Consider the following 20712-nt stretch of genomic DNA (forward strand, 5'->3'; position numbering starts at 1 on the left):
TTCCTGTCTGCGGAGTCGCCATGAATCTGGCCAGCCCACGTTCGCTGTTTCTTCTGGCTTTCATCGGCTGTGTGCTGATGATGGTCGCTGCGCTGTATCTCGAGCATGTGGTCGGGCTGGCGCCATGCCCGTTATGTATCGTTCAGCGCATTTGCGTGATCGCCTTTGGCGTGGTCTGCCTTATCGCTGCGATGCATGGGCCGCGCAAAACCGGTCGCCGCATCTATTCGATCCTGGCACTGCTGTTCGCGATGGCGGGCGGCGCCACGGCTGTGCGTCAGATATGGCTGCAGAACATACCGGCCGACCAGTTGCCGGCTTGCCTGCCCAGCCTCGAATACATGATGGATGCGCTGCCCTTCCAGGACATCGCCCGGCTGGTGCTTCACGGTACCGCCGAGTGCGCCGAGGTCAGCTGGACATTGCTGGGCATGAGCATTCCGGAGTGGACGCTGCTGGCATTCATCGCGATGGGCCTGTTCTGCCTTTGGCAGCTGCTGCGGCGCGACTGAGACCTTTTTGTCGAAACAGGCGAATGATCGCTGCGCTTGGTGGTCAATGGACCAGAGCGAAGCGATCCGGTCATGCCTCGCCTGGATGATTTTCGTCCAGGCGGCTTGATGCTTCGGTCGCCGCAGCTTAGTCTGCGCTGGCGGCGACGGTTATCCGCCGATTTCGCTGCCACTCACCCAAGGCCGATACCCCAAGACAAAAAAACGTCTCGGAAGGCGCAATAAGCATCATCGATTAGGGAAGTGAGGTCATCATGCTCGAGAGCTGTCGGAACGCCCAGGAACGCTGGGGAGGTGTACACCTGCTGATCGACCGCTGGCTGCAGGAACGCCATGCACTGATCAACGCATTCGATGGGCTGTATGGCGACCCCGCCGCCGCGAATCGCCCTGTCTTGCAAAAATTCTGCGAAATCCTGCTCGACTATGTGTCGGCTGGGCATTTCGAGATCTACGAGCAGCTGCTCAACGAGGCTGAGGCGTTCGGTGACAAGCGCGGCCTCGAGCTTGCTCGCCAGATCTATCCGCGCATCGAAGCCATTACCGAAGTAGCGGTGGCCTTCAATGACCGCTGCGACAGCGGCGATTGTCTGAATAGCCCAGGTCTGCCCGATGAGTTGAAGCGTCTGGGGCAGCTGCTGCACGAGCGCTTCGAGCTCGAAGACTGCCTGATCGAGGTGCTTCACACCGCTCACAAACAGACCGCCGCGCTGGCCTGATACCGGCCGGCGAGTTAGGTCATATCGCATACGACGGTCGGTAGCGGAGCGCGCGGACCGTCCGACATGGTAGCGCCCATCTCATCAGGAGGCATGTTCATGCCTGCGAAGAAAAACTCGATCACGACGCCGCTGCATCTACTGCAGCAGCTGTCCCATAGCCTGGTTGCTCATCTGCAAAAGGCGTGCAACGAGGCGCAGAGGGACGCCGAAGTGCTGCTGGCCAAGCTTGAGAAGCAGCGCGGCAAGACACAGGAGAAAGTCATCAAGGCGCGCGCCAAGCTCGATGAAGCCGGTGGTGCGGGTAAATCGAAGGCGCAGAGCAAAGCCCGCGCCAGGCTGGCCGAGCTGGATGACATGCTTGCCGTACTGCAGGCGCGGCAGAGTGAAACGCTGGGCTATCTGTCGGAACTCAAGCGCGACGCCGAACAGAGCCTGAAGCTCGCCCAAGGCATCACCGACGTCGAAAAGGCGGCCGCCCAAGCCCTGGCTACGCGCAGCAAGCCTGCTGCCGCGACCCGCAGCAAGGCGCCAACCAAGACCACTAAACCTGCCGCCGAGGCAGCACCAGCCAAGCCGGCTGCTGACAAAGCGGTTTCAGGCACGGTTTCGTCGCGTCCGGCTGCAAGTCGCTCCAAACCCGCCGTCAAGGCTGGCAGCACGGCAAAACCGGCCGAGGCCAAGGCGCCGGCTACCAGAGCGTCGGCTGCCAAGACAACGAGCGCTCCGCGCCGTCCCGCCAGCAAACCGGCATCCGCTGCAAAGCCCGCTTCGGCAACCTCCAGACCCGCTGCGGCGAAGAAACCAGCCCGCAAGCCGGCGGCGGCCAAGCGCGAAGCCTCAACTCAATCGCCGCCGGTCGCGAGCTGAGAGCCAGCCACACGCCTAAGGGTCTCCCAGAGTGCTTGTTTCTCGCCGCTGAGGCCGGCACAGAGCGGGCCCAGCCAGTTGGTTCGCTCGCTGCCTTTCGGCCAAGGCTGCGTCGCTGACTGCAGACGCTGAAGCTGGATATGTTCGGCGTCCAGCTCAAGCGCTTTCACTCGTTCACGCAGCTCTGCTAGCTCGCAGTCCGTCGCAGCCTGTTGGCGCCAGCTCTGGCGCAGAGTGCGCAACGGTGCGACCACCATGGTTCGCCAGTCATCGCTGAGGCTTTTTAGCTGCATAAACCGCGCTTCATCACATGCAACGCCACGGCATTCCAGCCAGGCGCCGGTCAATAACAGACAGACATCCGCCCCCGCGGCCTGCAGTTCGAGGCAGGCCGCTTCGACGCCGGGCTGCTGGTAGCAGGTGAGGGCGAAGGTCCAGAGATCGTCATGCTTCATCGGTGTCGGTTTTTTTCGTGAGCAGCCGGATGGATTTCCGAGCGACCTGATAAACTCCGCCGCCATTATGATCCGACTTCAGAACCTGACTCTACAGCGCGGTCCTCAGCGTTTGCTGGAAGGCGCCGAGCTGACCCTGCATTTTGGCCAGAAGGTCGGGCTGGTGGGTGCCAATGGCGCCGGGAAATCCAGCCTCTTCGCACTGTTACGCGGCGAATTCGCACCCGACGGCGGCGACTGCCAGTTGCCGCCGGACTGGCGTATCGCCCACATGAGGCAGGAGGTCGATACGCTCGACCGTCTCGCTGTGGATTATGTCCTCGATGGCGATGCCGAGCTGCGCCGCGTGCAGGCCGCACTGATTGCCGCCGAGGCCGCTCATGACGGTGCCTCGCTTGCGCGCCTGCATACCGAGTTGGACAACGCCGACGGTTACAGTGCCGACGCGCGGGCGCGCAAGCTGCTCGCCGGCCTGGGATTTGCCAACGAGCAGATGGATCTTGCGGTCAGCAGTTTCTCCGGTGGCTGGCGGATGCGTTTGAATCTGGCGCAGGCGTTGATGTGTCCTTCCGACCTGCTGTTGCTCGACGAACCCACCAACCACCTCGATCTGGATGCCATTCTCTGGCTCGAATCCTGGCTGAAGAGCTATCCGGGCACGCTGATGCTGATTTCCCACGACCGCGACTTTCTCGATGAAGTCGTAGGCAACGTCGTGCATGTCGAGCAACGCAAACTGACGCTCTACCGCGGTGGTTATTCGGCCTTCGAGCGGGCGCGCGCCGAGCGGCTGGCGCAGCAGCAGCAAGCGTTCGAGAAGCAGCAGGCGCAGCGCGAGCACATGGAGGACTTCATCCGGCGCTTCAAGGCCAAGGCAAGCAAGGCACGCCAGGCGCAGAGCCGGATCAAAGCGCTGGAAAAACTCGAGGAACTGGCGCCGGCGCATATCGATTCGCCGTTCGACTTCGTTTTCCGTGAGGCCGACAAGGTCTCCAGCCCGTTGCTGGATCTGGCCGAAGGCAGCCTCGGTTATGGCGAAAAACGGGTGCTGGACAAGGTCAAGCTGCAGTTGGTGCCCGGCGCGCGGATTGGCCTGCTTGGCCCGAACGGGGCGGGCAAGTCCACCCTGATCAAGACGCTGGCCAACGAACTGCAACCATTGGGTGGTCGCCTGCAGCGCGGCGAGAACCTGGTGATCGGCTATTTCGCCCAGCATCAGCTCGACGCGCTGGACCCCAAGGCCAGTCCGCTGTTGCACTTGCAACGCATTGCACCGGGTGAGCGCGAGCAGGTGTTGCGTGATTTTCTCGGCGGTTTCGATTTTCGCGGCAATCGCTGTGACGAGCCGGTCGTTAATTTCTCCGGCGGTGAAAAGGCCCGTCTGGCGCTGGCGCTGATCGCCTGGGGCAAGCCCAACCTGCTGCTGCTCGACGAACCGACCAACCACCTCGATCTGGAGATGCGACTGGCGCTGACTTTGGCGCTGCAGGATTTCGAGGGTGCCGTGCTGGTGGTGTCGCACGATCGGCATCTGCTCAAGAGCACCACCGACGAGTTTCTGCTGGTGGCCGATGGACGCGTCGTCGCGTTCGACGGTGATCTCGAAGATTACGCGCGGTGGTTGGTGGATTATCGCGTTCGCCAGCAACCGACCAGCGCCACCGAATCCTCCGCAGACAAGACCGATAAGCGTGCTTTACGTCAGGCTGCCGCCGCGTTGCGCCAGCAGCTTGCGCCGCTCAGACGTCAGTCGGACAAGCTCGAAAAGGACCTGTCCGGGGTTCAGGAAAAGCTTGCCGCGCTGGAGCAGCGCCTGGGTGACGCCGCCATCTACGAGGCGGCGCGCAAGGACGAATTACGCGAATTGCTAGCCAATCAGGCGGAACTGAAGGCTCGCGAGGGCGAGCTGGAGGAGGCCTGGCTGACAGCGCTGGAGGCGCTCGAAACCTTGCAGGGGCAGCTGGAGGGCGGCGTATGAACGAGCAGTTGTTGATTCTTTCGCAGGAATGGGGGGACCAGCTGCTACTGGGCCTGCAGGTTCTGCTCATTCTGTTGGTCGCCTACGCCTTGCAGCGTTTCGTAGTGCGTGCGCTGACTCGGCTAGGCAGCCGCTATCCGCTGCCGCCTGAACTGTTGCTGCCGCTGCGTGGCGGCATTCGCTGGTTCATCATTGGTGGCGCGCTGATCATGGTGCTGGAACGCTTCGGCGTCTCGGCGACGGTGCTCTGGACCGCGTTCTCCGGTTTTGTCGCGGTGGCGGCTATCGCCTTCTTCGCTATCTGGAGCGTTCTGTCGAACCTGCTCTGCGCTGTGCTGATTATGACCGTCGGGCCCTTTAGGCTGGGCGACCTGGTCGAACTGGTCGAGAGCTTCGACAAGCCCATCGTCAAAGGCCGTGTCATCGATATAAACCTGCTTTACACCACCCTCGAAGAGGTGGCCGAGAGCGGAACTGGTGCGATCGTCCAGGTGCCAAACAGCTTGTTCTTTCAGAAGGTCGTGCGCCGCTGGCGCGGGACCGACATACAAACGCCTAATCACAGCACTCACGAGTAGCACCTATGGAATGGCTTACCAGCCCCGAAATCTGGGTCGCGTTTCTGACCCTGACCGCCCTGGAAATTGTCCTCGGCATCGACAACATCATCTTCATCTCCATTCTGGTCGGCCGCCTACCGAAGGAGCAGCAACCCAAGGCTCGCTTCTTCGGGTTGGCCCTGGCCATGGGGACGCGGATCCTGCTGCTGCTGTCGATCACTTGGGTAATGCGCCTGACCAACGATCTGTTCACGGTTCTGGGGCATGGTGTATCCGGGCGCGACCTGATTCTGTTCTTCGGTGGTCTGTTCCTGCTATTCAAAAGCACCATGGAAATCTGGCACAGCGTTGAAGGCGAAGAAGGAGAGGAAGGCACTACCAGCGGCGCGGTCAAGGCCGGCTTCGTCGGTATCATTCTGCAGATTGCGGTAATCGATATCGTCTTCTCGCTGGACTCGGTGATTACGGCGGTGGGTCTGGTGGACAACGTACAGGTGATGATCGCCGCGATCGTCATCGCCGTCGGTGTAATGATGCTGTCGGCCAGCACCATCAGCGACTTCATCGAAAAGCATCCGACGCTGAAGATTCTCGCGTTGTCGTTCCTGATCGTAGTCGGCACCCTGCTGATCGCCGAAGCCTTCGGCGCTCACGTGCCCAAGGGCTACGTGTACTTCGCCATGGCATTCTCGCTGACGGTCGAAGCGCTCAATATCCGGATGCGCAAGGCAATGAATCGCAAGCTGAAAGAGCCGGTCAAGCTTGGCAAGGACATGCCGGACTGAGGATGAACAACCGGCTGCATCCAGGTGCAGCCGTTGCCTGAGGCTTAAATCATGACGTTCGAAACCTGGCTTGCATTCTTCGCAGCCTGTTGGGTCATCAGCCTGTCGCCGGGGGCCGGGGCAATCGCCTCGATGTCCTGCGGTTTGCAGTACGGTTTTTGGCGCGGCTACTGGAACGCCATTGGTTTGCAGATCGCCCTGGCGCTACAGATCGCAGTGGTGGCTGCCGGCGTTGGCGCGGTGCTGGCGACCTCATCGCTGGCCTTCAGCTTGATCAAATGGTTCGGTGTCGCCTATCTGCTCTGGCTCGCGCTGAAGCAGTGGCAGGCGGTGCCGGAAATGATCGATGACAGCGCGGCGCCACGGCCCATCGGGCGCCCGCTGACGCTGATGCTCCGGGGCTTTCTGGTCAATGCCAGCAACCCCAAGGCCATCGTGTTTATCCTGGCCGTGCTGCCACAGTTTCTCGATCCGCAGCGCGATCTGGTGATGCAGTACCTGCATATGGGCGCAACCATGGTGGTGGTCGACTTGATCGTCATGGCGGGTTACACCGGTCTGGCGGCGAAGGTGCTGCGCTTGTTGCGCACGCCGCGTCAGCAACGCCTGGTCAATCGCAGCTTCGCCGCCATGTTCGCCGGCGCGGCGGCATTGCTGGCGACAGTGCGGCGGGCCGTGGTGTGACTACCGCCGTGCCATTGCGGGTGTGGGTCGACGCCGATGCCTGTCCCAAGGCGGCCAAAGAGCAGCTGATCAAATTCGCGCTCAAGCGCAAGTTCGAGGTCTTGCTGGTAGCGGGGCAGAGCCAGATCAAGCCGGCCTTCGCCTGTGTTCGCCTGATCGTAGTGCCGAGCGGTCCGGATGCTGCGGACGATTATCTGGTCGAGCATGCGCAGCCGGGCGAGCTGGTTATTTGCAGCGATGTACCGCTGGCCGATCGCCTGGTCAAGAAAGGCGTGGCTGCCCTCGATCCGCGCGGTCGCGAGTTCGACGAGCGCAACATGGGTGATCGTCTGGCCGTGCGCAACCTGTTCACCGATCTGCGTGAGCAGGGGCAGGTCGGCGGTGGCCAAGCCGCTTATGGCGAGCGGGATCGTCAGGCTTTTGCCAACGCGCTGGACCGGTTGCTCACACAGTTGATGAAAAGCCGTTAAAGATGCCGAAGGCTTGAAGGTTGGACGAGGAGAAGCAGCCTGAAGCTATTAGCTCGACGAAAAAGCTTGATGGGTCTAGCGGTAACCGAACCCGCCTATCCGCATAGATAAGTGCCAGTGCCCACGGCGACCAATACGCCTTCCTCATTGTGCAATTCGGAGCGAACCACGGCTACCTTGTTGCCGGAGCGCAGCAGCGTCGCGCTGGCGCTGAAACGCTGTCCTCGCCCTGGTCGTAGATAGTCGATTCGCAGATCAATGGTGCCGAGCCGCGAGAGGCGAAGGGCGCGTTCTTCGGTGGTCAGGTGCTGGTGCTTTTCGAAGGCTCCGATCATGGCCATCGCGCCGCCGACCGCGTCGAGCAGAGAGGCGATCACGCCACCATGCAGGATGCCATGAAAAAAATTGCCGACCAGCTCGTGCTTCATCGGTAGATGCATCACGACGCGCTGGTGCGACACTTCGCCGAGTTCGATGCCCAGAAATTCGTTGAACGGCATGCGCTCGAAGAGCTGACGTACGGCTTGTTGTTGTTCTTCGATGGTGTCCGATTTGTGCTGGGTCATGAGTTCGGCCTTTTGTCAGATCGGCCAAAGCTGCCGCAGCGAGGCAGGAATGAATAGGGGTGCGGCGGGAGCGCCGGTAGGATTGGCTACATAGCCATAGGCCGAACGAAATCCCGAGCCTGAGCTCGGGATGAGGGAGGTGAGGCTGGTGCTTACTTGTGGGTGAGCTCCAGCACTCGGTCGACCAGTTTGTAGATGCCCGACGCCGCTTCGCTGATCGATCGCGCGAGCATGTAGGCAGGGGTCGTCACCAGGTTGTGCCTGGAATCCTCGACGAGTTCGGTGACCTCGCAGGCTTGGTGCTCGATGCCCATTTCGCGCGCTGCTCCTGCGGCGGGATCGTCGTCATTGCCCAGCGTGCAGACCACGCCAGCGCCGAAGATCTGTGCCGCCATGGTGGGTGCGATGCACATCATGCCAATCGGCTTTCCGGCTTTGGCAAAGGCCTGAGCGGCTGACAGCACATCCGGGAGGACCTTGCTGGCGGCGCCCTGAGTGGCGAAATCGGAGAGGTTTTTTGCTGCGCCAAAGCCGCCGGGCATGATCAGCGCATCGAACTCGTCCACATTCAACTCGCGCAGGTCGCTGATCTCGCCGCGAGCCAGGCGGGCGGATTCGATCAGCACGTTGCGGCTCTCCGGCATCTCGTCGCCGGTCAGATGGTTGATCACATGCATCTGCGCAATGTTCGGCGCGAAGCAGCGAACCGTGGCGCCACGCTGGTCCAGGCGCAGCAAGGTAATTACGCTCTCGTAGATTTCCGAGCCGTCGTAGACGCCACAGCCGGAAAGAATCACGGCGACTTTTTTGTTCATAGGGATACTCCTGGTCAGATTCAGCGGCCCGGAAGGCGCCGGGCGAAAGTCTTCGATGCTAATCCCTGGCGGGGTTCAAGGTAAGCCCATACCCGGTGGCCGAATTAAAAGCTAGCGGTTCAGTCCTGGCGGCGAATTTTGCTGGCAGACCAAAGGTCGCTGGCCAGTTTTTGCACGAGCTTCAACGTGGTCAGTTGTTGGATTCCTCGCCAAGACGGGTGTTCAGTCGAAACCAGGGCTAGCATGCGAGCTTCAGCCAGACGGTTTGCCCGATCAAAGCACTGGCAGTGCCTGCCTCGGCTGGCGACAATGAGTGCAACGCGCGGCGTCGTTTAACGGCGCTGTCATCAATCGGTCACAAAGTCGGCCTATAAACGTCATATTCGCCCGTTCTGCGGGCCAGGAGTTCGCTGTGAGTTTCGTTCCTGCCAATCGATTGTTTCCCGCTACTCGTCTGCGTCGTAATCGTCGTGACGATTTTTCCCGGCGGCTGGTGCGCGAACATAAGCTGAGCGTGGACGACCTGATCCTGCCGGTGTTCGTCCTCGATGGCGAAAATCGCCGCGAGCAGGTGCCTTCGATGCCCGGTGTCGAGCGCCTGTCTATCGATCTGTTGCTCGAAGAGGCGGAGGAATTGGTGGCGCTGGGCATTCCGGCGCTGGCGCTGTTTCCGGTCACGCCACTGGAGAAGAAATCCCTAGACGCCGCCGAAGCCTGGAATCCGGACGGCATCGCCCAGCGTGCCACGCGCGCACTGCGTGAGCGGTTCCCGGAGCTGGGGATCATCACCGACGTCGCGCTCGACCCGTTCACCACCCATGGTCAGGACGGCATTCTGGATGAGCAGGGCTACGTGCAGAACGATGTGACCGTCGATGCGCTGGTCCGGCAGGCGCTTTCCCATGCCGAGGCCGGCGCCCAGGTCCTGGCGCCGTCGGACATGATGGACGGCCGCATCCAGGCCATCCGCGAGGCGCTCGAAGTGGCGGAGCATCACAACGTGCGCATCATGGCCTACTCGGCCAAATACGCCAGCGCCTACTATGGCCCGTTCCGCGATGCGGTGGGGTCGGCCGGTAATCTCGGCAAGGGAAGCAAGAACACCTATCAGATGGACCCGGCCAACAGTGACGAGGCACTACACGAGGTGGGCGCCGATCTCGCCGAGGGCGCCGACATGGTCATGGTCAAGCCAGGCATGCCCTATCTCGACATTCTCTGGCGGGTCAAGGATGCCTTCCGCGTGCCGACGTTCGTCTATCAGGTCAGTGGTGAATACGCGATGCATAAGGCCGCCATCCAGAACGGCTGGTTGAGCGAGGCGGTGATCCTTGAATCGCTGACCGCCTTCAAACGTGCCGGCGCCGATGGCATCCTCACCTACTTCGCCAAACAGGCCGCACAACAATTGAAACAGGGGCACTGAGCCCCTTCGAGGCAGACCCATGACCAACCAGGGACTCAGCGAAAGCGAATTGCAGCTTGCCGACAGCGAGGCGCAACCCCTCGAGGAGCTGGCTGCGCCAGTGCCCGAGGTGGACACGCAGGAGGAGGCGCCAGTACCGGCACCGCAGCCGGCACCCAACCTGGACGACAACAGCCTCTATATCCATCGTGAGCTGTCGCAGCTGCAGTTCAATATCCGCGTGCTGGAGCAGGCGCTGGATGAGTCCAATCCGTTGCTTGAGCGGCTGAAATTCCTGCTGATCTTTTCCAGCAACCTCGATGAATTCTTCGAGATTCGCGTTGCCGGCCTGAAAAAACAAGTGACCTTCGCGCGCGAACAGGCCGGTGCCGATGGGCTGCAGCCACACCAGGCGTTGGCGCGGATTTCCGAGCTGGTCCACGAACAGGTCAGTCGGCAATATTCGATCCTCAACGAAGTGTTGTTGCCCGAACTGGCCAAGCACCAGGTGCGCTTCATTCGTCGTCGTCACTGGACGGTCAAGCTCAAGACCTGGGTGCGCCGTTATTTTCGTGACGAAATCGCGCCGATCATCACCCCGATTGGTCTGGACCCGACGCATCCGTTTCCCTTGCTGGTCAACAAAAGCCTCAACTTCATCGTCGAGCTTGAAGGCGTTGATGCCTTTGGTCGGGATTCGGGCCTGGCGATCATTCCGGCGCCGCGACTGTTACCGCGCGTGATTCGCGTGCCCGAAGAGGTAGGCGGGGCGGGCGCCAACCATGTGTTCTTGTCGTCGATGATTCATGCGCACGCGGATGATCTGTTCCACGGCATGAAGGTCAAGGGCTGCTATCAGTTCCGCCTGACGCGCAACGCCGACCTCTCGGTGGACACCGAGGACGTGGAGGATCTTGCGCGAGCGTTGCGCGGCGAGCTGATTTCCCGGCGCTACGGCGATGCGGTGCGCCTGGAGGTTGCCGACACTTGCCCACCTCACCTGGCCAATTTCCTGCTCAAGCAGTTCAGCCTCAGCGAGAGCGAGCTGTATCGGGTGAATGGGCCGGTCAACCTGACCCGACTGTTCAGCATCACCGGACTGGATAGTCATCCGGAACTGCAGTACACGCCCTTCACCCCGGCGATTCCGAAGCTTTTGCAGAACAGCGAGAATATTTTCAACGTCGTCGGCAAGCAGGACATTCTGCTGTTGCACCCTTACGAGTCGTTCACGCCAGTGGTCGATCTGTTGCGCGAGGCGGCCAAGGACCCTTGCGTGCTGGCGGTCAAGCAGACGCTGTACCGATCCGGTGCCAATTCGGAGATCGTCGATGCATTGGTCGAGGCGGCGCGCAACGGCAAGGAAGTCACCGCGGTGATCGAGCTGCGCGCGCGCTTCGATGAAGAGTCCAACCTGCAACTGGCCAGTCGCCTACAGCAGGCCGGTGCCGTGGTCATCTACGGCGTGGTCGGCTACAAGACCCACGCCAAGATGATGCTCATCCTGCGCCGCGAAAATGGCGAACTGCGTCGCTACGCTCATCTGGGAACCGGTAACTATCACGCCGGTAATGCGCGGTTGTACACCGATTACAGCCTGCTGACCTCCGATGATGCGCTGTGCGAAGACGTCTCCAAGCTGTTCAGCCAGCTGATCGGTATGGGCAAAACGATGCGCATGAAGAAACTTCTGCATGCGCCGTTCACGCTGAAGAAATCGCTGCTCGACATGATCACCCAGGAAACCCAGCACGCCAGCGAAGGCAAGCCGGCGCACATCATCCTCAAGGTCAACTCGCTGACCGATCCGAAGATGATCCGTGCGCTGTACAAGGCCAGTCAGATGGGCGTGCGTGTCGACCTGATCGTGCGTGGCATGTGCTGCTTGCGCCCGGGGATTCTGGGCGTGTCGCACAACATTCAGGTGCGCTCGATCATTGGCCGCTTCCTCGAACACAGTCGGGTCTTCTACTTTCTCAACGGTGGCGACGAGAAGCTCTACCTGTCCAGCGCCGACTGGATGGAGCGCAATCTGGACCGCCGCGTCGAGACCTGTTTCCCCGTCGAAGGCAAGAAGCTGATCACCCGCGTGAAAAAAGAACTGGAAGGATTCCTGACCGACAACACCCAGAGCTGGGTGCTGCAGCCCGATGGAAGCTACGTGCGCAACAGTCCGAGCGGCAATCAGAATGCGCGTAATGTGCAGAGCACTTTGCTGGAGCGCCTTGGTAGCCCAAGCGCGCGATGAGGGCTTGGTGCCCGCCATCGCAGGCGGTTGAATCGTGCGTCCGCATGTTCGGACGCGGACTCAGCGCACCGTCAGGGTGAAATCGATACGCTTTAGCCATTCCGCTTCCAGGGCGAAATCGGCCTGGGTCAGCGGATTGTTTTCCAACCAGCCGCTGGGAAAGGCCACGTCGAGGCTGTTGTCGTCGGCCTTGAGTGTGAATGCCGGCGCCTGCTGTGGCCCGCGGATGTGGTGGAAGAGGATGGCGAACCGCAATAGCACGCAGAGGCGGGTCAGCTTCACACCGTCCTCACTCAGCTCTTCGAACTTCTGCCTCGGTATATTGCGGCGATGCCCGCGCACCAATAGCGCAAGCATTTGCTGATCCTGACGTGAGAAACCCGGAAGGTCGGAGTGCTCGATCAGGTAGGCGCCGTGCTTGTGGTAATGGTAGTGCGCGATATCAAGGCCCACTTCGTGCACCCGAGCGGCCCAAGCCAGCAGCTCACGATGCCAATCCTCGACCAGCTCCCAATCGGACGACACTTGGTCGAACGCCTCCAGCGCCTTGCTTTCGACTCGCGCCGCCTGCTCGTTGTCGACGTGGTAGCGCTCCATGAGAAAGCTCAGGGTGCGGCTGCGGATGTCTTCCTGATGATGGCGGCCGATGAGGTCGTAGAGCACGCCTTCGCGTAGCGCGCCCTCGGAATGCGCCATGCTGCTGAGCTCCAGCGCATCGAACGCCGCTTCGAGAATGGCCAGCCCCGCAGGGAAGATGCTGCGACGATCCGGCTTGATGCCGTCCATGTCGATCTTGTCTACATCGCCCAGCTTGAACAGCTTGCGCTTGAGCCACCCCAGTCCTTCGCTGGTCACTTGGCCATTGCTCAACCCGGCGCCCTTGGTCGCCAGGCCGATGGCACGGATGGTGCCGGATGCGCCGACCGTGTCCTGCCAGCCGAGCCGGCGCAGACCATGCTCGATGCTCATCAATTCGAGTCGTGCCGCCGTGTAAGCCTGGGCATAGCGTGCAGCGGTGATCTTGCCGTCACGGAAGAATCGCTGGGTGAAACTCACGCAACCCATCTGCAGGCTCTCGCGTAACAGCGAATCGAAGCCCTCGCCGATGATGAACTCGGTACTGCCGCCGCCAATATCAATGACCAGCCGCTTGCCGGGCGCCGTCGGGAAGGTGTGCGACACCCCGAGATAGATCAGTCGCGCTTCTTCCCGGCCGGAGATCACTTCGACCTGATGATCGATGATCGTCTCGGCCTGGCGGATGAACAGCGCGCGGTTGCGGGCTTCGCGCAGGGCGTTGGTGCCTACCACACGCACCGAGCCCTGAGGCAGATGATTGACCAGTTGCGCGAAGCGGCGCAGACAATCGAGGCCGCGCTGAATGGCGGCATCGTCGAGCATTCGGTTCTCATCGATGCCGGCGGCCAGTTGGACCTTTTCACCGAGCCGCTCGAGGATGCGCATTTCGCCGTTGCTGGTGCGGGCCAGGACCATGTGGAAGCTGTTGGATCCGAGATCGAGGGCGGCGATCAGTGGAGAGGGTTCGGCGGCTGGTGGGGGCATGGCGCGGTCTCTGTGCAAAACCCCGACATCCTGACATGATCATCGGCATCCGCCAACGCGCAGCGCCTTCACGTAGGGCCCGATTATCGGCCACAGGGCTCCCAATTCGTCGCCATACCCCGATTGACCAAGTGACAGGCTGCGACTTTCGGTCCGCATCAAGCCGGGCTATGATGGCGTCACTTTCGGTTTTGACCCTGGAGAACATCCATGAGCGAATACATCAACAATGTCAGCGACAGCAGTTTCGAGCAGGACGTGCTCCAGGCAGACGGCCCTGTGCTGGTCGATTACTGGGCCGAGTGGTGTGGTCCATGCAAGATGATCGCTCCGGTACTCGATGAGATCGCCAAGGACTACGAGGGCAAGCTCAAGGTCTGCAAGCTGAACATCGACGAGAATCAGGAAACCCCGCCGAAGTACGGCGTTCGCGGTATTCCGACACTGATGCTGTTCAAGAACGGCAACGTTGAAGCTACCAAGGTTGGCGCTTTGTCGAAGTCGCAGCTGGCTGCGTTTCTCGACAGCAACATCTGAGTTAGAGAAGCGCTGCTATCCAAAGCCCCCGCAAATGCGGGGGCTTTTTTCTTGCGGCAGGGTGGACGCTTCGCCTGCGTGGTGCTAAATTCGGCCCCGCGACGCTTCTTCCGTCGCCCTCTGCATGCCGTCGCCGACGCACTTCAGCCTCATAAAGCACAACGAATCTGTTCGTATCCTGCTGCGCGGCTTCTAAAGCTAATCGCTTTCTTCATCCTTCCTGATCTCTTTCTATGAATCTGACCGAACTTAAGCAAAAGCCCATCACCGAACTGCTGGAAATGGCCGAACAGATGGGCATCGACAATATGGCCCGTTCGCGCAAGCAGGACGTGATTTTCTCCCTGCTGAAAAAGCACGCGAAAAGCGGCGAGGAAATCTCCGGTGATGGCGTGCTGGAGATTCTCCAGGATGGCTTCGGCTTCCTGCGCTCCGCGGATTCGTCTTACCTCGCCGGCCCCGACGACATCTATGTCTCGCCGAGCCAGATCCGTCGTTTCAACCTACGCACCGGCGACACCATTGTCGGCAAGATTCGTCCGCCTAAAGAAGGCGAGCGTTATTTCGCCCTGCTCAAGGTCGACACGATCAATTTCGACCGGCCGGAAAACGCCAAGAGCAAGATCCTGTTCGAGAACCTGACGCCGCTGTTCCCCAACCAGCGTCTGACCATGGAAGCCGGCAACGGCTCCACGGAAGACCTGACCGGCCGGGTGATCGACCTCTGTGCGCCCATCGGTAAAGGCCAGCGCGGTCTGATCGTCGCTCCGCCGAAAGCGGGCAAGACCATCATGCTGCAGAACATCGCCAGCAACATCACCCGCAACAATCCTGAGTGCCACCTGATCGTCCTGTTGATCGACGAGCGCCCGGAAGAAGTGACCGAGATGCAGCGCACCGTGCGTGGCGAAGTGGTCGCATCGACCTTCGACGAGCCGCCGACCCGCCACGTGCAGGTCGCCGAAATGGTGATCGAGAAGGCCAAACGCCTGGTCGAGCACAAGAAGGACGTGGTCATCCTGCTCGACTCCATCACCCGTCTGGCGCGCGCCTACAACACCGTGATCCCCAGTTCCGGCAAGGTATTGACCGGTGGTGTCGACGCCCATGCGCTGGAAAAGCCCAAGCGCTTCTTCGGCGCCGCGCGCAACATCGAGGAAGGCGGCAGCCTGACCATTCTCGCCACCGCGCTGGTGGAAACCGGCTCGAAGATGGACGAGGTGATCTACGAGGAATTCAAGGGCACCGGTAACCTGGAGCTGCAGCTGGACCGCCGCATCGCCGAGAAACGTGTGTTCCCTGCCATCAACATCAACCGCTCGGGCACTCGTCGCGAAGAGTTGTTGACCAGCGAAGAAGAGCTGCAGCGCATCTGGATTCTGCGCAAGCTGCTACACCCGATGGATGAAAGCGCCGCCATCGAGTTTCTGCTGGACAAGCTCAAGGACACCAAGACCAACGATGAATTCTTCATGTCGATGAAGCGCAAGTAAGCGTCTGGTTGTGCCACCGAGGCCGGGGAAACCCGGCCTTTGTCTGTCTGCAGGTTTTGGAATCGGCCGCGCCAAGGCTAAACTCTGCGCCTCGACATTTGCCGGCCCATGCGAGGCTCAAGCATGCAGTATCGCGATTTGCGCGACTTTATCAGTGGCTTGGAACAGCGCGGCGAACTCAAACGCGTTTCGACCGCAGTCTCTCCCGTTCTGGAAATGACCGAAGTATGTGACCGCACTCTGCGTAAGCAGGGCCCGGCGTTGCTTTTCGAAAATCCGACCGGCTTCGACATGCCGGTGCTGGGCAACCTGTTCGGCACGCCCCAACGCGTCGCGCTGGGTATGGGCGCTGAGGAAGTCTCGGAACTGCGCGAGATCGGCAAGCTGCTGGCCTTTCTGAAAGAGCCGGAGCCGCCGAAAGGTCTCAAGGATGCCTGGAGCAAGCTGCCGATCTACAAAAAGGTCATCAGCATGGCGCCCAAGGTGCTCAAGGATGCGCCCTGCCAAGAGGTAGTGATAGAAGGCGAGGACGTAGATTTGTCCGCGCTGCCGGTACAGACCTGTTGGCCGGGCGATGCCGCGCCGCTCATTACCTGGGGCCTGACCATTACCCAGGGGCCGAACAAGGATCGGCAGAATCTGGGTATCTATCGTCAGCAGGTGATTGGCCGCAACAAGGTCATCATGCGCTGGCTCAGCCATCGCGGGGGTGCGCTGGATTACCGTGAGTGGTGCGAGAAATATCCCGATCGACCCTACCCCGTCGCGGTGGCTCTTGGCGCAGACCCGGCCACCATTCTGGGCGCCGTCACGCCGGTCCCCGATTCGCTCTCCGAATACGCTTTCGCCGGCCTGTTGCGCGGCAGCCGCACCGAGCTGGTGAAATGCCGCGGCAGCGATCTCCAGGTCCCGGCCGGTGCCGAAATCATTCTCGAAGGGCATATCTATCCCGGCGAGATGGCCGACGAAGGGCCCTACGGCGACCACACCGGCTATTACAACGAAGTGGACCGCTTTCCTGTGTTCACCGTCGAGCGCATCACCAAGCGTCGCGATGCGATCTACCACAGCACCTACACCGGGCGGCCACCGGACGAGCCGGCGATTCTCGGCGTGGCGCTCAACGAAGTCTTCGTGCCGATCCTGCAGAAGCAATTCCCGGAAATCACCGATTTCTACCTGCCGCCCGAAGGTTGTTCCTACCGCATGGCGGTGGTGACCATGAAGAAGCAGTACCCCGGCCATGCCAAGCGAGTGATGCTTGGCGTGTGGAGCTTCCTGCGCCAGTTCATGTACACCAAGTTCGTCATCGTTACCGACGACGACATCAATGCCCGGGACTGGAACGACGTGATCTGGGCGATCACCACACGCATGGACCCCAAGCGCGATACGGTGATGATCGAGAACACGCCCATCGATTACCTTGATTTTGCCTCTCCGGTATCCGGCCTCGGCAGCAAAATGGGGCTCGACGCCACGCACAAATGGCCGGGCGAGACCAGCCGTGAATGGGGCCGCGCCATCGTTCAGGATGAGGCGGTCAAACGCCGGGTCGACGAACTCTGGGCTGAGCTGGGCATCGACTGATGACCCGTAGTCGTTATTTCAGGTTTTTGCATAGATGAAAGTTACGCTACAACCCTCTGGGGCCGTGCTTGAAGTCCAGCGGGGCGAGCTGATACTCGACGCTGCCCGGCGCCTGGGCTACGACTGCCCGCAGGCCTGTCGCAACGGTAACTGTCTGGTCTGCGCGGCCTTACTGGTCAATGGTCGGGTGCGCCAGCGTGGTGTAAGTCAGGATCATGGCGAGGTTTTCGCCTGTCTGGCCGAGCCTGAAGAGGATTGTGTCCTGCTATGGGACGGCGTGCTCGCCCCTGGCGAGCTGCCAGTACGGACGTTCAGTTGCCAGCTGATCAGTTGCCAGGACGTGGGCGGCGACGTGTTTCGGCTGCTGCTCCGCGCGCCTGCAGGCAAGCCGCCGCGCTATCACGCCGGACAGTACCTGCTGCTCAAGCGTGAAGACGGCGAGTTCAGTGCCTTTTCCCTGGCGTCTACGCCGGGGCGTGGACGTGAACTGGAACTGCATGTGCTGGCACGGGAGCCGTCGACGATCGGTTTGCTCGATTTCATCAGGCGCCAAGGGATGGTCTGCGTGCAGATGCCGTTCGGCGATACGCATCTCGCCGAGCTCCCGAATGGGCCGCTTGTGCTAATTGCGGCCGGAACCGGAATGGCGCAGATGCACAGCCTGATCGAACATTGCCGGGCCGAGGGCTTCGCCCATCCGGTGCATCTGTACTGGGGCGTGCGCCGGCCGGAAGACTTCTATCAGCTACCCCACTGGGATGAGTGGCGGCAGATGCCCAATCTGTTTCTCCACCAAGTCGTCAGCGACGTCTGTGGCTGGCAGGGGCGTTGCGGCATGCTGCACGAAGCCGTATGCGAAGACTTCGGCGATCTCAAGCCGATTCATGTCTATGCCAGCGGCTCGCCGGTAATGATCTACGGCACGCTGGATGCGCTGGTAGAAGCGGGGATGGACGCGACGCAGATGCGCGCCGATGTCTTCGCCTACGCGCCGCGGGAAGGCTAGAGCCGCTGTTTTGCGGCTCTCGTGTGTTTCGGGCGACGCCTTGGTTCAGCGTGCCTGCCGTTGCTGAAGCAGCAGATTGTTGTAGCCGCTTGCAGACAGCGTCTTCTGCGCCAGGCCAAGCTGCTCACGGTTGGCAAAGGGGCCGACCAGGACGCGGTACCAGTCCTCGTCACGGACAGTGACGTTCTCGACGCGTACATCCTGACCCAGCAGGATAATCTGAGCCCTGACCTTTTCCGCTTCCTGCTGCTTGCGGAACGAGCCGGCCTGCAGGAAGAACTGGGTAACGGGCGCCTTGGCCACCAGCGGTGGGGGCGGCGGTACCTGGCCATTCAGCGCAGCTTCCGCCCGCGCCGTGTCAATCTTGGCGGCTTCTTCGGGCGTCACCGGCTTGGGCGGTTCGGGCTTCGGCGCTTCCGGTGGCAGAATCACTTCGGACTCAGGTAGCAACGTATAGAAGTCGTACTTGGGCTTTACCGGTTGCTCCTGTGCCGGCGTGGAGCGCTTCGGTTGTTCCTTGGGCTTGGGCGTATCCGTGGCACGCTTGATCTCGTCTCGGCCGGGTTCGAGGTTCATCAAAAACATGATGAAACCGCCGATGATCAAACCACAAACCAGCCAGACCCAGCCGGGTACGGGCTTTTTGGCGGGCGCCTGATAGCGGCTCGCCCCGCGCTTGGGGGCGGGTTTTTTCCTGGTTGCCACTTACATCCGCTCCAGGGTTTCCAGGCCGAGCAATTCCAGGCCTTGTTTGAGGGTCTTGCCGGTCAGTGCGGCCAGGCGCAGGCGGCTCTGCTTCACGGCCTCGCTCTCGGCAGTGAGTATCGGACAGTGTTCGTAGAAACTCGAAAACAACCCGGCCAGATCGTACAGGTAGCTGCACAGCAAATGCGGGACGCCCTTCTCGCCGACGCCATTAAGTACCTCTGCGAATTGGGCAAGCTTCGCGCCCAGCGCTTGTTCCTGTTCGGCTTCGAGCTGTATCTCGCCGGCCAGCCCGTCCATCCCGGTACCAAGCTTGCGGAATACACTGGCCACACGGGTATAGGCATAGAGAAGGTAGGGCGCGGTGTTGCCTTCGAAGCTCAGCATATGTTCGAAGTTGAAGCTGTAATCGCTGGTGCGGTGCTTGGACAGGTCCGCATATTTCACCGCGCCGATACCGACGGCACGAGCGATCTGGCGGAGCTCTGTTTCGTCCAGATCCGGGTTCTTGCCCTTCACCAGGCTGTAGGCGCGCTGTTCGGCTTCGTCGAGCAGGTCGACCAGCTTCACGGTGCCGCCGTCGCGGGTCTTGAATGGGCGACCGTCGGCGCCGTTCATGGTGCCGAAACCCATGTGCTCGAGCTGCATGTCGCTGCTGACGAAGCCGGCCCGGCGCGCGACCTCGAAGGCCATCTGGAAGTGCAGGGCCTGGCGTTGATCGACGAAGTACAGGGCGCGATCGGCTTTCAGTTGCTGGCTGCGGTAGCGCATGGACGCCAGATCGGTGGTGGCATAGAGGTAGCCGCCGCCGGCCTTCTGCACGATGACCGGGAGCGGGTTGCCCTCGGCGTTCTTGAATTCCTCGAGAAACACGCACTGGGCGCCGTTGCTTTCGCTCAATAGCCCCTTGGCTTTCAATGCTTCGACGATATCGCCCAGTTCGGCGTTGTAGGCGCTTTCGCCTTTGACGTCATCAGGGGTGAGCTTGACGTTCAGGCGGTCATAGACCTTCTGGCAGTGCGACAGGGATATCTCGTTGAAGCGATTCCACAGACGCAGGCAGTCGGCGTCGCCGGCCTGCAGCTTCACTACCAGTTCGCGGGCTCGATCGGCGAACGCGGACGAATCATCGAAGCGCTGTTTCGCGGCGCGATAGAACTGTTCCAGGTCGGACAGCTCTGTTTCGGCGGCGGCGGGGTTTTCTTCCAGATAAGCGAGCAACATGCCGAACTGCGTACCCCAATCACCGACGTGGTTCTGCCGGATCACCTCGTCACCGAGAAACTCCAGTACGCGCGCCACCGCATCGCCGATGATGGTCGAGCGCAGGTGGCCGACGTGCATTTCCTTGGCCAGGTTCGGCGAGGACAGATCGATGACGACTCGCTGCGTTGGGCCTGCCTTGCTAACGCAGAGATGCGGGTCGCCAAGCGCCGCGTCAAGACGCTGGGCGAGCGCAGCGCTGTTCTGGAAGAAGTTGAGAAAGCCCGGGCCGGCGATTTCTATTTTGCTGACGCTAGGGTCCGCTGGCAGTGCCTCGATGAGCTTCTGGGCGAGGTCGCGGGGTTTCATCCCGGCAGGTTTCGCCAGCATCATGGCGATGTTGCTGGCGAAGTCGCCATGAGTCTTGTCGCGGGTGTTCTCCACCTGGATGGTCGGACTCAATCCTTCAGGCAGCACCCCTTCAGCGGTGAGGCGAACAAGGGCTTGCTGGATCAGGTGGCGAATGCTGTCTTTCATCGTTTGCTCGG

The 20712-nt window shown here is 61.1% G+C and carries 20 protein-coding genes; 14 read left to right on the forward strand and 6 right to left on the reverse strand.

The features are described from left to right. Nucleotides 1-20 precede the first annotated feature (20 nt). The 3 genes from NA645_RS04740 (at nt 21) to NA645_RS04750 (ending at nt 2101) form a co-directional block, all read left to right on the forward strand. On the forward strand, nt 21-512 hold the full coding sequence (locus tag NA645_RS04740; protein ID WP_256047766.1) for a disulfide bond formation protein B: 492 nt from the start codon (nt 21-23) through the stop codon (nt 510-512). Between the two features lie 254 nt (nt 513-766). Further along, the gene (rsd, locus tag NA645_RS04745) at nt 767-1231 is read left to right on the forward strand and encodes a sigma D regulator (protein ID WP_256047767.1); all 465 of its coding nucleotides are present in this window, start codon (nt 767-769) and stop codon (nt 1229-1231) included. A 99-nt stretch (nt 1232-1330) separates the two neighbouring features. Further along, on the forward strand, nt 1331-2101 hold the full coding sequence (locus NA645_RS04750; RefSeq protein WP_256047768.1) for an AlgP family protein: 771 nt from the start codon (nt 1331-1333) through the stop codon (nt 2099-2101). On the opposite strand, the gene NA645_RS04755 is transcribed toward NA645_RS04750, so the two are convergent. After that, on the reverse strand, nt 2077-2556 hold the full coding sequence (locus tag NA645_RS04755; protein ID WP_256047769.1) for a TIGR02444 family protein: 480 nt from the start codon (nt 2554-2556) through the stop codon (nt 2077-2079). The genes NA645_RS04750 and NA645_RS04755 overlap by 25 nt on opposite strands. Nucleotides 2557-2623: 67 nt before the next feature. Here NA645_RS04755 and NA645_RS04760 point away from each other — a divergent pair, with 67 nt between their 5' ends. The 5 genes from NA645_RS04760 to NA645_RS04780 are packed head-to-tail and all read left to right on the forward strand — an operon-like array spanning nt 2624 to nt 7033. Beyond that, the gene (locus tag NA645_RS04760) at nt 2624-4534 is read left to right on the forward strand and encodes an ATP-binding cassette domain-containing protein (protein ID WP_256047770.1); all 1911 of its coding nucleotides are present in this window, start codon (nt 2624-2626) and stop codon (nt 4532-4534) included. Beyond that, nucleotides 4531-5112 (forward strand): mechanosensitive ion channel family protein, encoded by a 582-nt coding sequence (locus tag NA645_RS04765; protein ID WP_256047771.1) that lies wholly within the window; start codon nt 4531-4533, stop codon nt 5110-5112. Before NA645_RS04760 ends, NA645_RS04765 begins: the two co-directional genes overlap by 4 nt. Before the next feature lie 5 nt (nt 5113-5117). After that, a complete protein-coding gene (locus NA645_RS04770) occupies nt 5118-5879 on the forward strand; it encodes a TerC family protein (RefSeq protein ID WP_256047772.1) in 762 nt (253 codons plus the stop codon). 51 nt (nt 5880-5930) lie between these two features. Then, on the forward strand, nt 5931-6563 hold the full coding sequence (locus NA645_RS04775; RefSeq protein ID WP_256047773.1) for a LysE family transporter: 633 nt from the start codon (nt 5931-5933) through the stop codon (nt 6561-6563). 14 nt (nt 6564-6577) lie between these two features. Continuing rightward, nucleotides 6578-7033 carry a YaiI/YqxD family protein gene (locus tag NA645_RS04780; protein WP_256047828.1) on the forward strand — a complete coding sequence of 152 codons (456 nt, stop codon included), beginning with the start codon at nt 6578-6580 and terminating at the stop codon, nt 7031-7033. Between the two features lie 95 nt (nt 7034-7128). Here NA645_RS04780 and NA645_RS04785 read toward each other — a convergent pair whose 3' ends face one another. Together NA645_RS04785 and elbB are read right to left on the reverse strand one after the other, a co-directional pair. Next, on the reverse strand, nt 7129-7599 hold the full coding sequence (locus NA645_RS04785) for a thioesterase family protein (RefSeq protein ID WP_256047774.1): 471 nt from the start codon (nt 7597-7599) through the stop codon (nt 7129-7131). Between the two features lie 152 nt (nt 7600-7751). Beyond that, nucleotides 7752-8414, reverse strand: coding sequence for an isoprenoid biosynthesis glyoxalase ElbB (gene elbB / locus NA645_RS04790; RefSeq protein WP_256047776.1), 663 nt, complete (start codon nt 8412-8414; stop codon nt 7752-7754). Between the two features lie 412 nt (nt 8415-8826). Here elbB and hemB point away from each other — a divergent pair, with 412 nt between their 5' ends. After that, the gene (gene hemB, locus NA645_RS04795) at nt 8827-9840 is read left to right on the forward strand and encodes a porphobilinogen synthase (protein ID WP_256047777.1); all 1014 of its coding nucleotides are present in this window, start codon (nt 8827-8829) and stop codon (nt 9838-9840) included. Between the two features lie 19 nt (nt 9841-9859). Beyond that, nucleotides 9860-12067 (forward strand): polyphosphate kinase 1, encoded by a 2208-nt coding sequence (gene ppk1 / locus NA645_RS04800; protein WP_256047778.1) that lies wholly within the window; start codon nt 9860-9862, stop codon nt 12065-12067. 60 nt (nt 12068-12127) lie between these two features. On the opposite strand, the gene ppx is transcribed toward ppk1, so the two are convergent. Then, nucleotides 12128-13630, reverse strand: a complete 1503-nt coding sequence (gene ppx, locus NA645_RS04805; RefSeq protein ID WP_256047779.1) for an exopolyphosphatase — start codon at nt 13628-13630, stop codon at nt 12128-12130. A gap of 210 nt (nt 13631-13840) precedes the next feature. Here ppx and trxA point away from each other — a divergent pair, with 210 nt between their 5' ends. The 4 genes from trxA to NA645_RS04825 all read left to right on the forward strand — a co-directional run bounded on the left by trxA (nt 13841) and on the right by NA645_RS04825 (nt 18256). Then, a complete protein-coding gene (gene trxA, locus NA645_RS04810) occupies nt 13841-14167 on the forward strand; it encodes a thioredoxin TrxA (protein ID WP_021207111.1) in 327 nt (108 codons plus the stop codon). 233 nt (nt 14168-14400) lie between these two features. Then, nucleotides 14401-15660, forward strand: a complete 1260-nt coding sequence (gene rho / locus NA645_RS04815) for a transcription termination factor Rho (RefSeq protein WP_256047780.1) — start codon at nt 14401-14403, stop codon at nt 15658-15660. Nucleotides 15661-15783: 123 nt separating this feature from the next. Then, nucleotides 15784-17250 carry a 4-hydroxy-3-polyprenylbenzoate decarboxylase gene (gene ubiD, locus NA645_RS04820; protein ID WP_256047781.1) on the forward strand — a complete coding sequence of 489 codons (1467 nt, stop codon included), beginning with the start codon at nt 15784-15786 and terminating at the stop codon, nt 17248-17250. 34 nt (nt 17251-17284) lie between these two features. After that, nucleotides 17285-18256, forward strand: a complete 972-nt coding sequence (locus NA645_RS04825) for a CDP-6-deoxy-delta-3,4-glucoseen reductase (RefSeq protein ID WP_256047782.1) — start codon at nt 17285-17287, stop codon at nt 18254-18256. A 45-nt stretch (nt 18257-18301) separates the two neighbouring features. Here the strand turns inward: NA645_RS04825 and NA645_RS04830 are convergent, their stop codons facing one another. Both NA645_RS04830 and argS read right to left on the reverse strand, forming a co-directional pair. Further along, complete coding sequence (locus NA645_RS04830) at nt 18302-18961, reverse strand: SPOR domain-containing protein (protein WP_256047783.1); 660 nt, start codon at nt 18959-18961, stop codon at nt 18302-18304. Further along, nucleotides 18962-20701 (reverse strand): arginine--tRNA ligase, encoded by a 1740-nt coding sequence (argS, locus tag NA645_RS04835; protein ID WP_256047784.1) that lies wholly within the window; start codon nt 20699-20701, stop codon nt 18962-18964. Between the last annotated feature and the right edge of the window lie 11 nt (nt 20702-20712).

The organism is Stutzerimonas stutzeri, assembly GCF_024448955.1.
GTDB classification, from domain to species: Bacteria; Pseudomonadota; Gammaproteobacteria; order Pseudomonadales; family Pseudomonadaceae; genus Stutzerimonas; species Stutzerimonas stutzeri_AQ.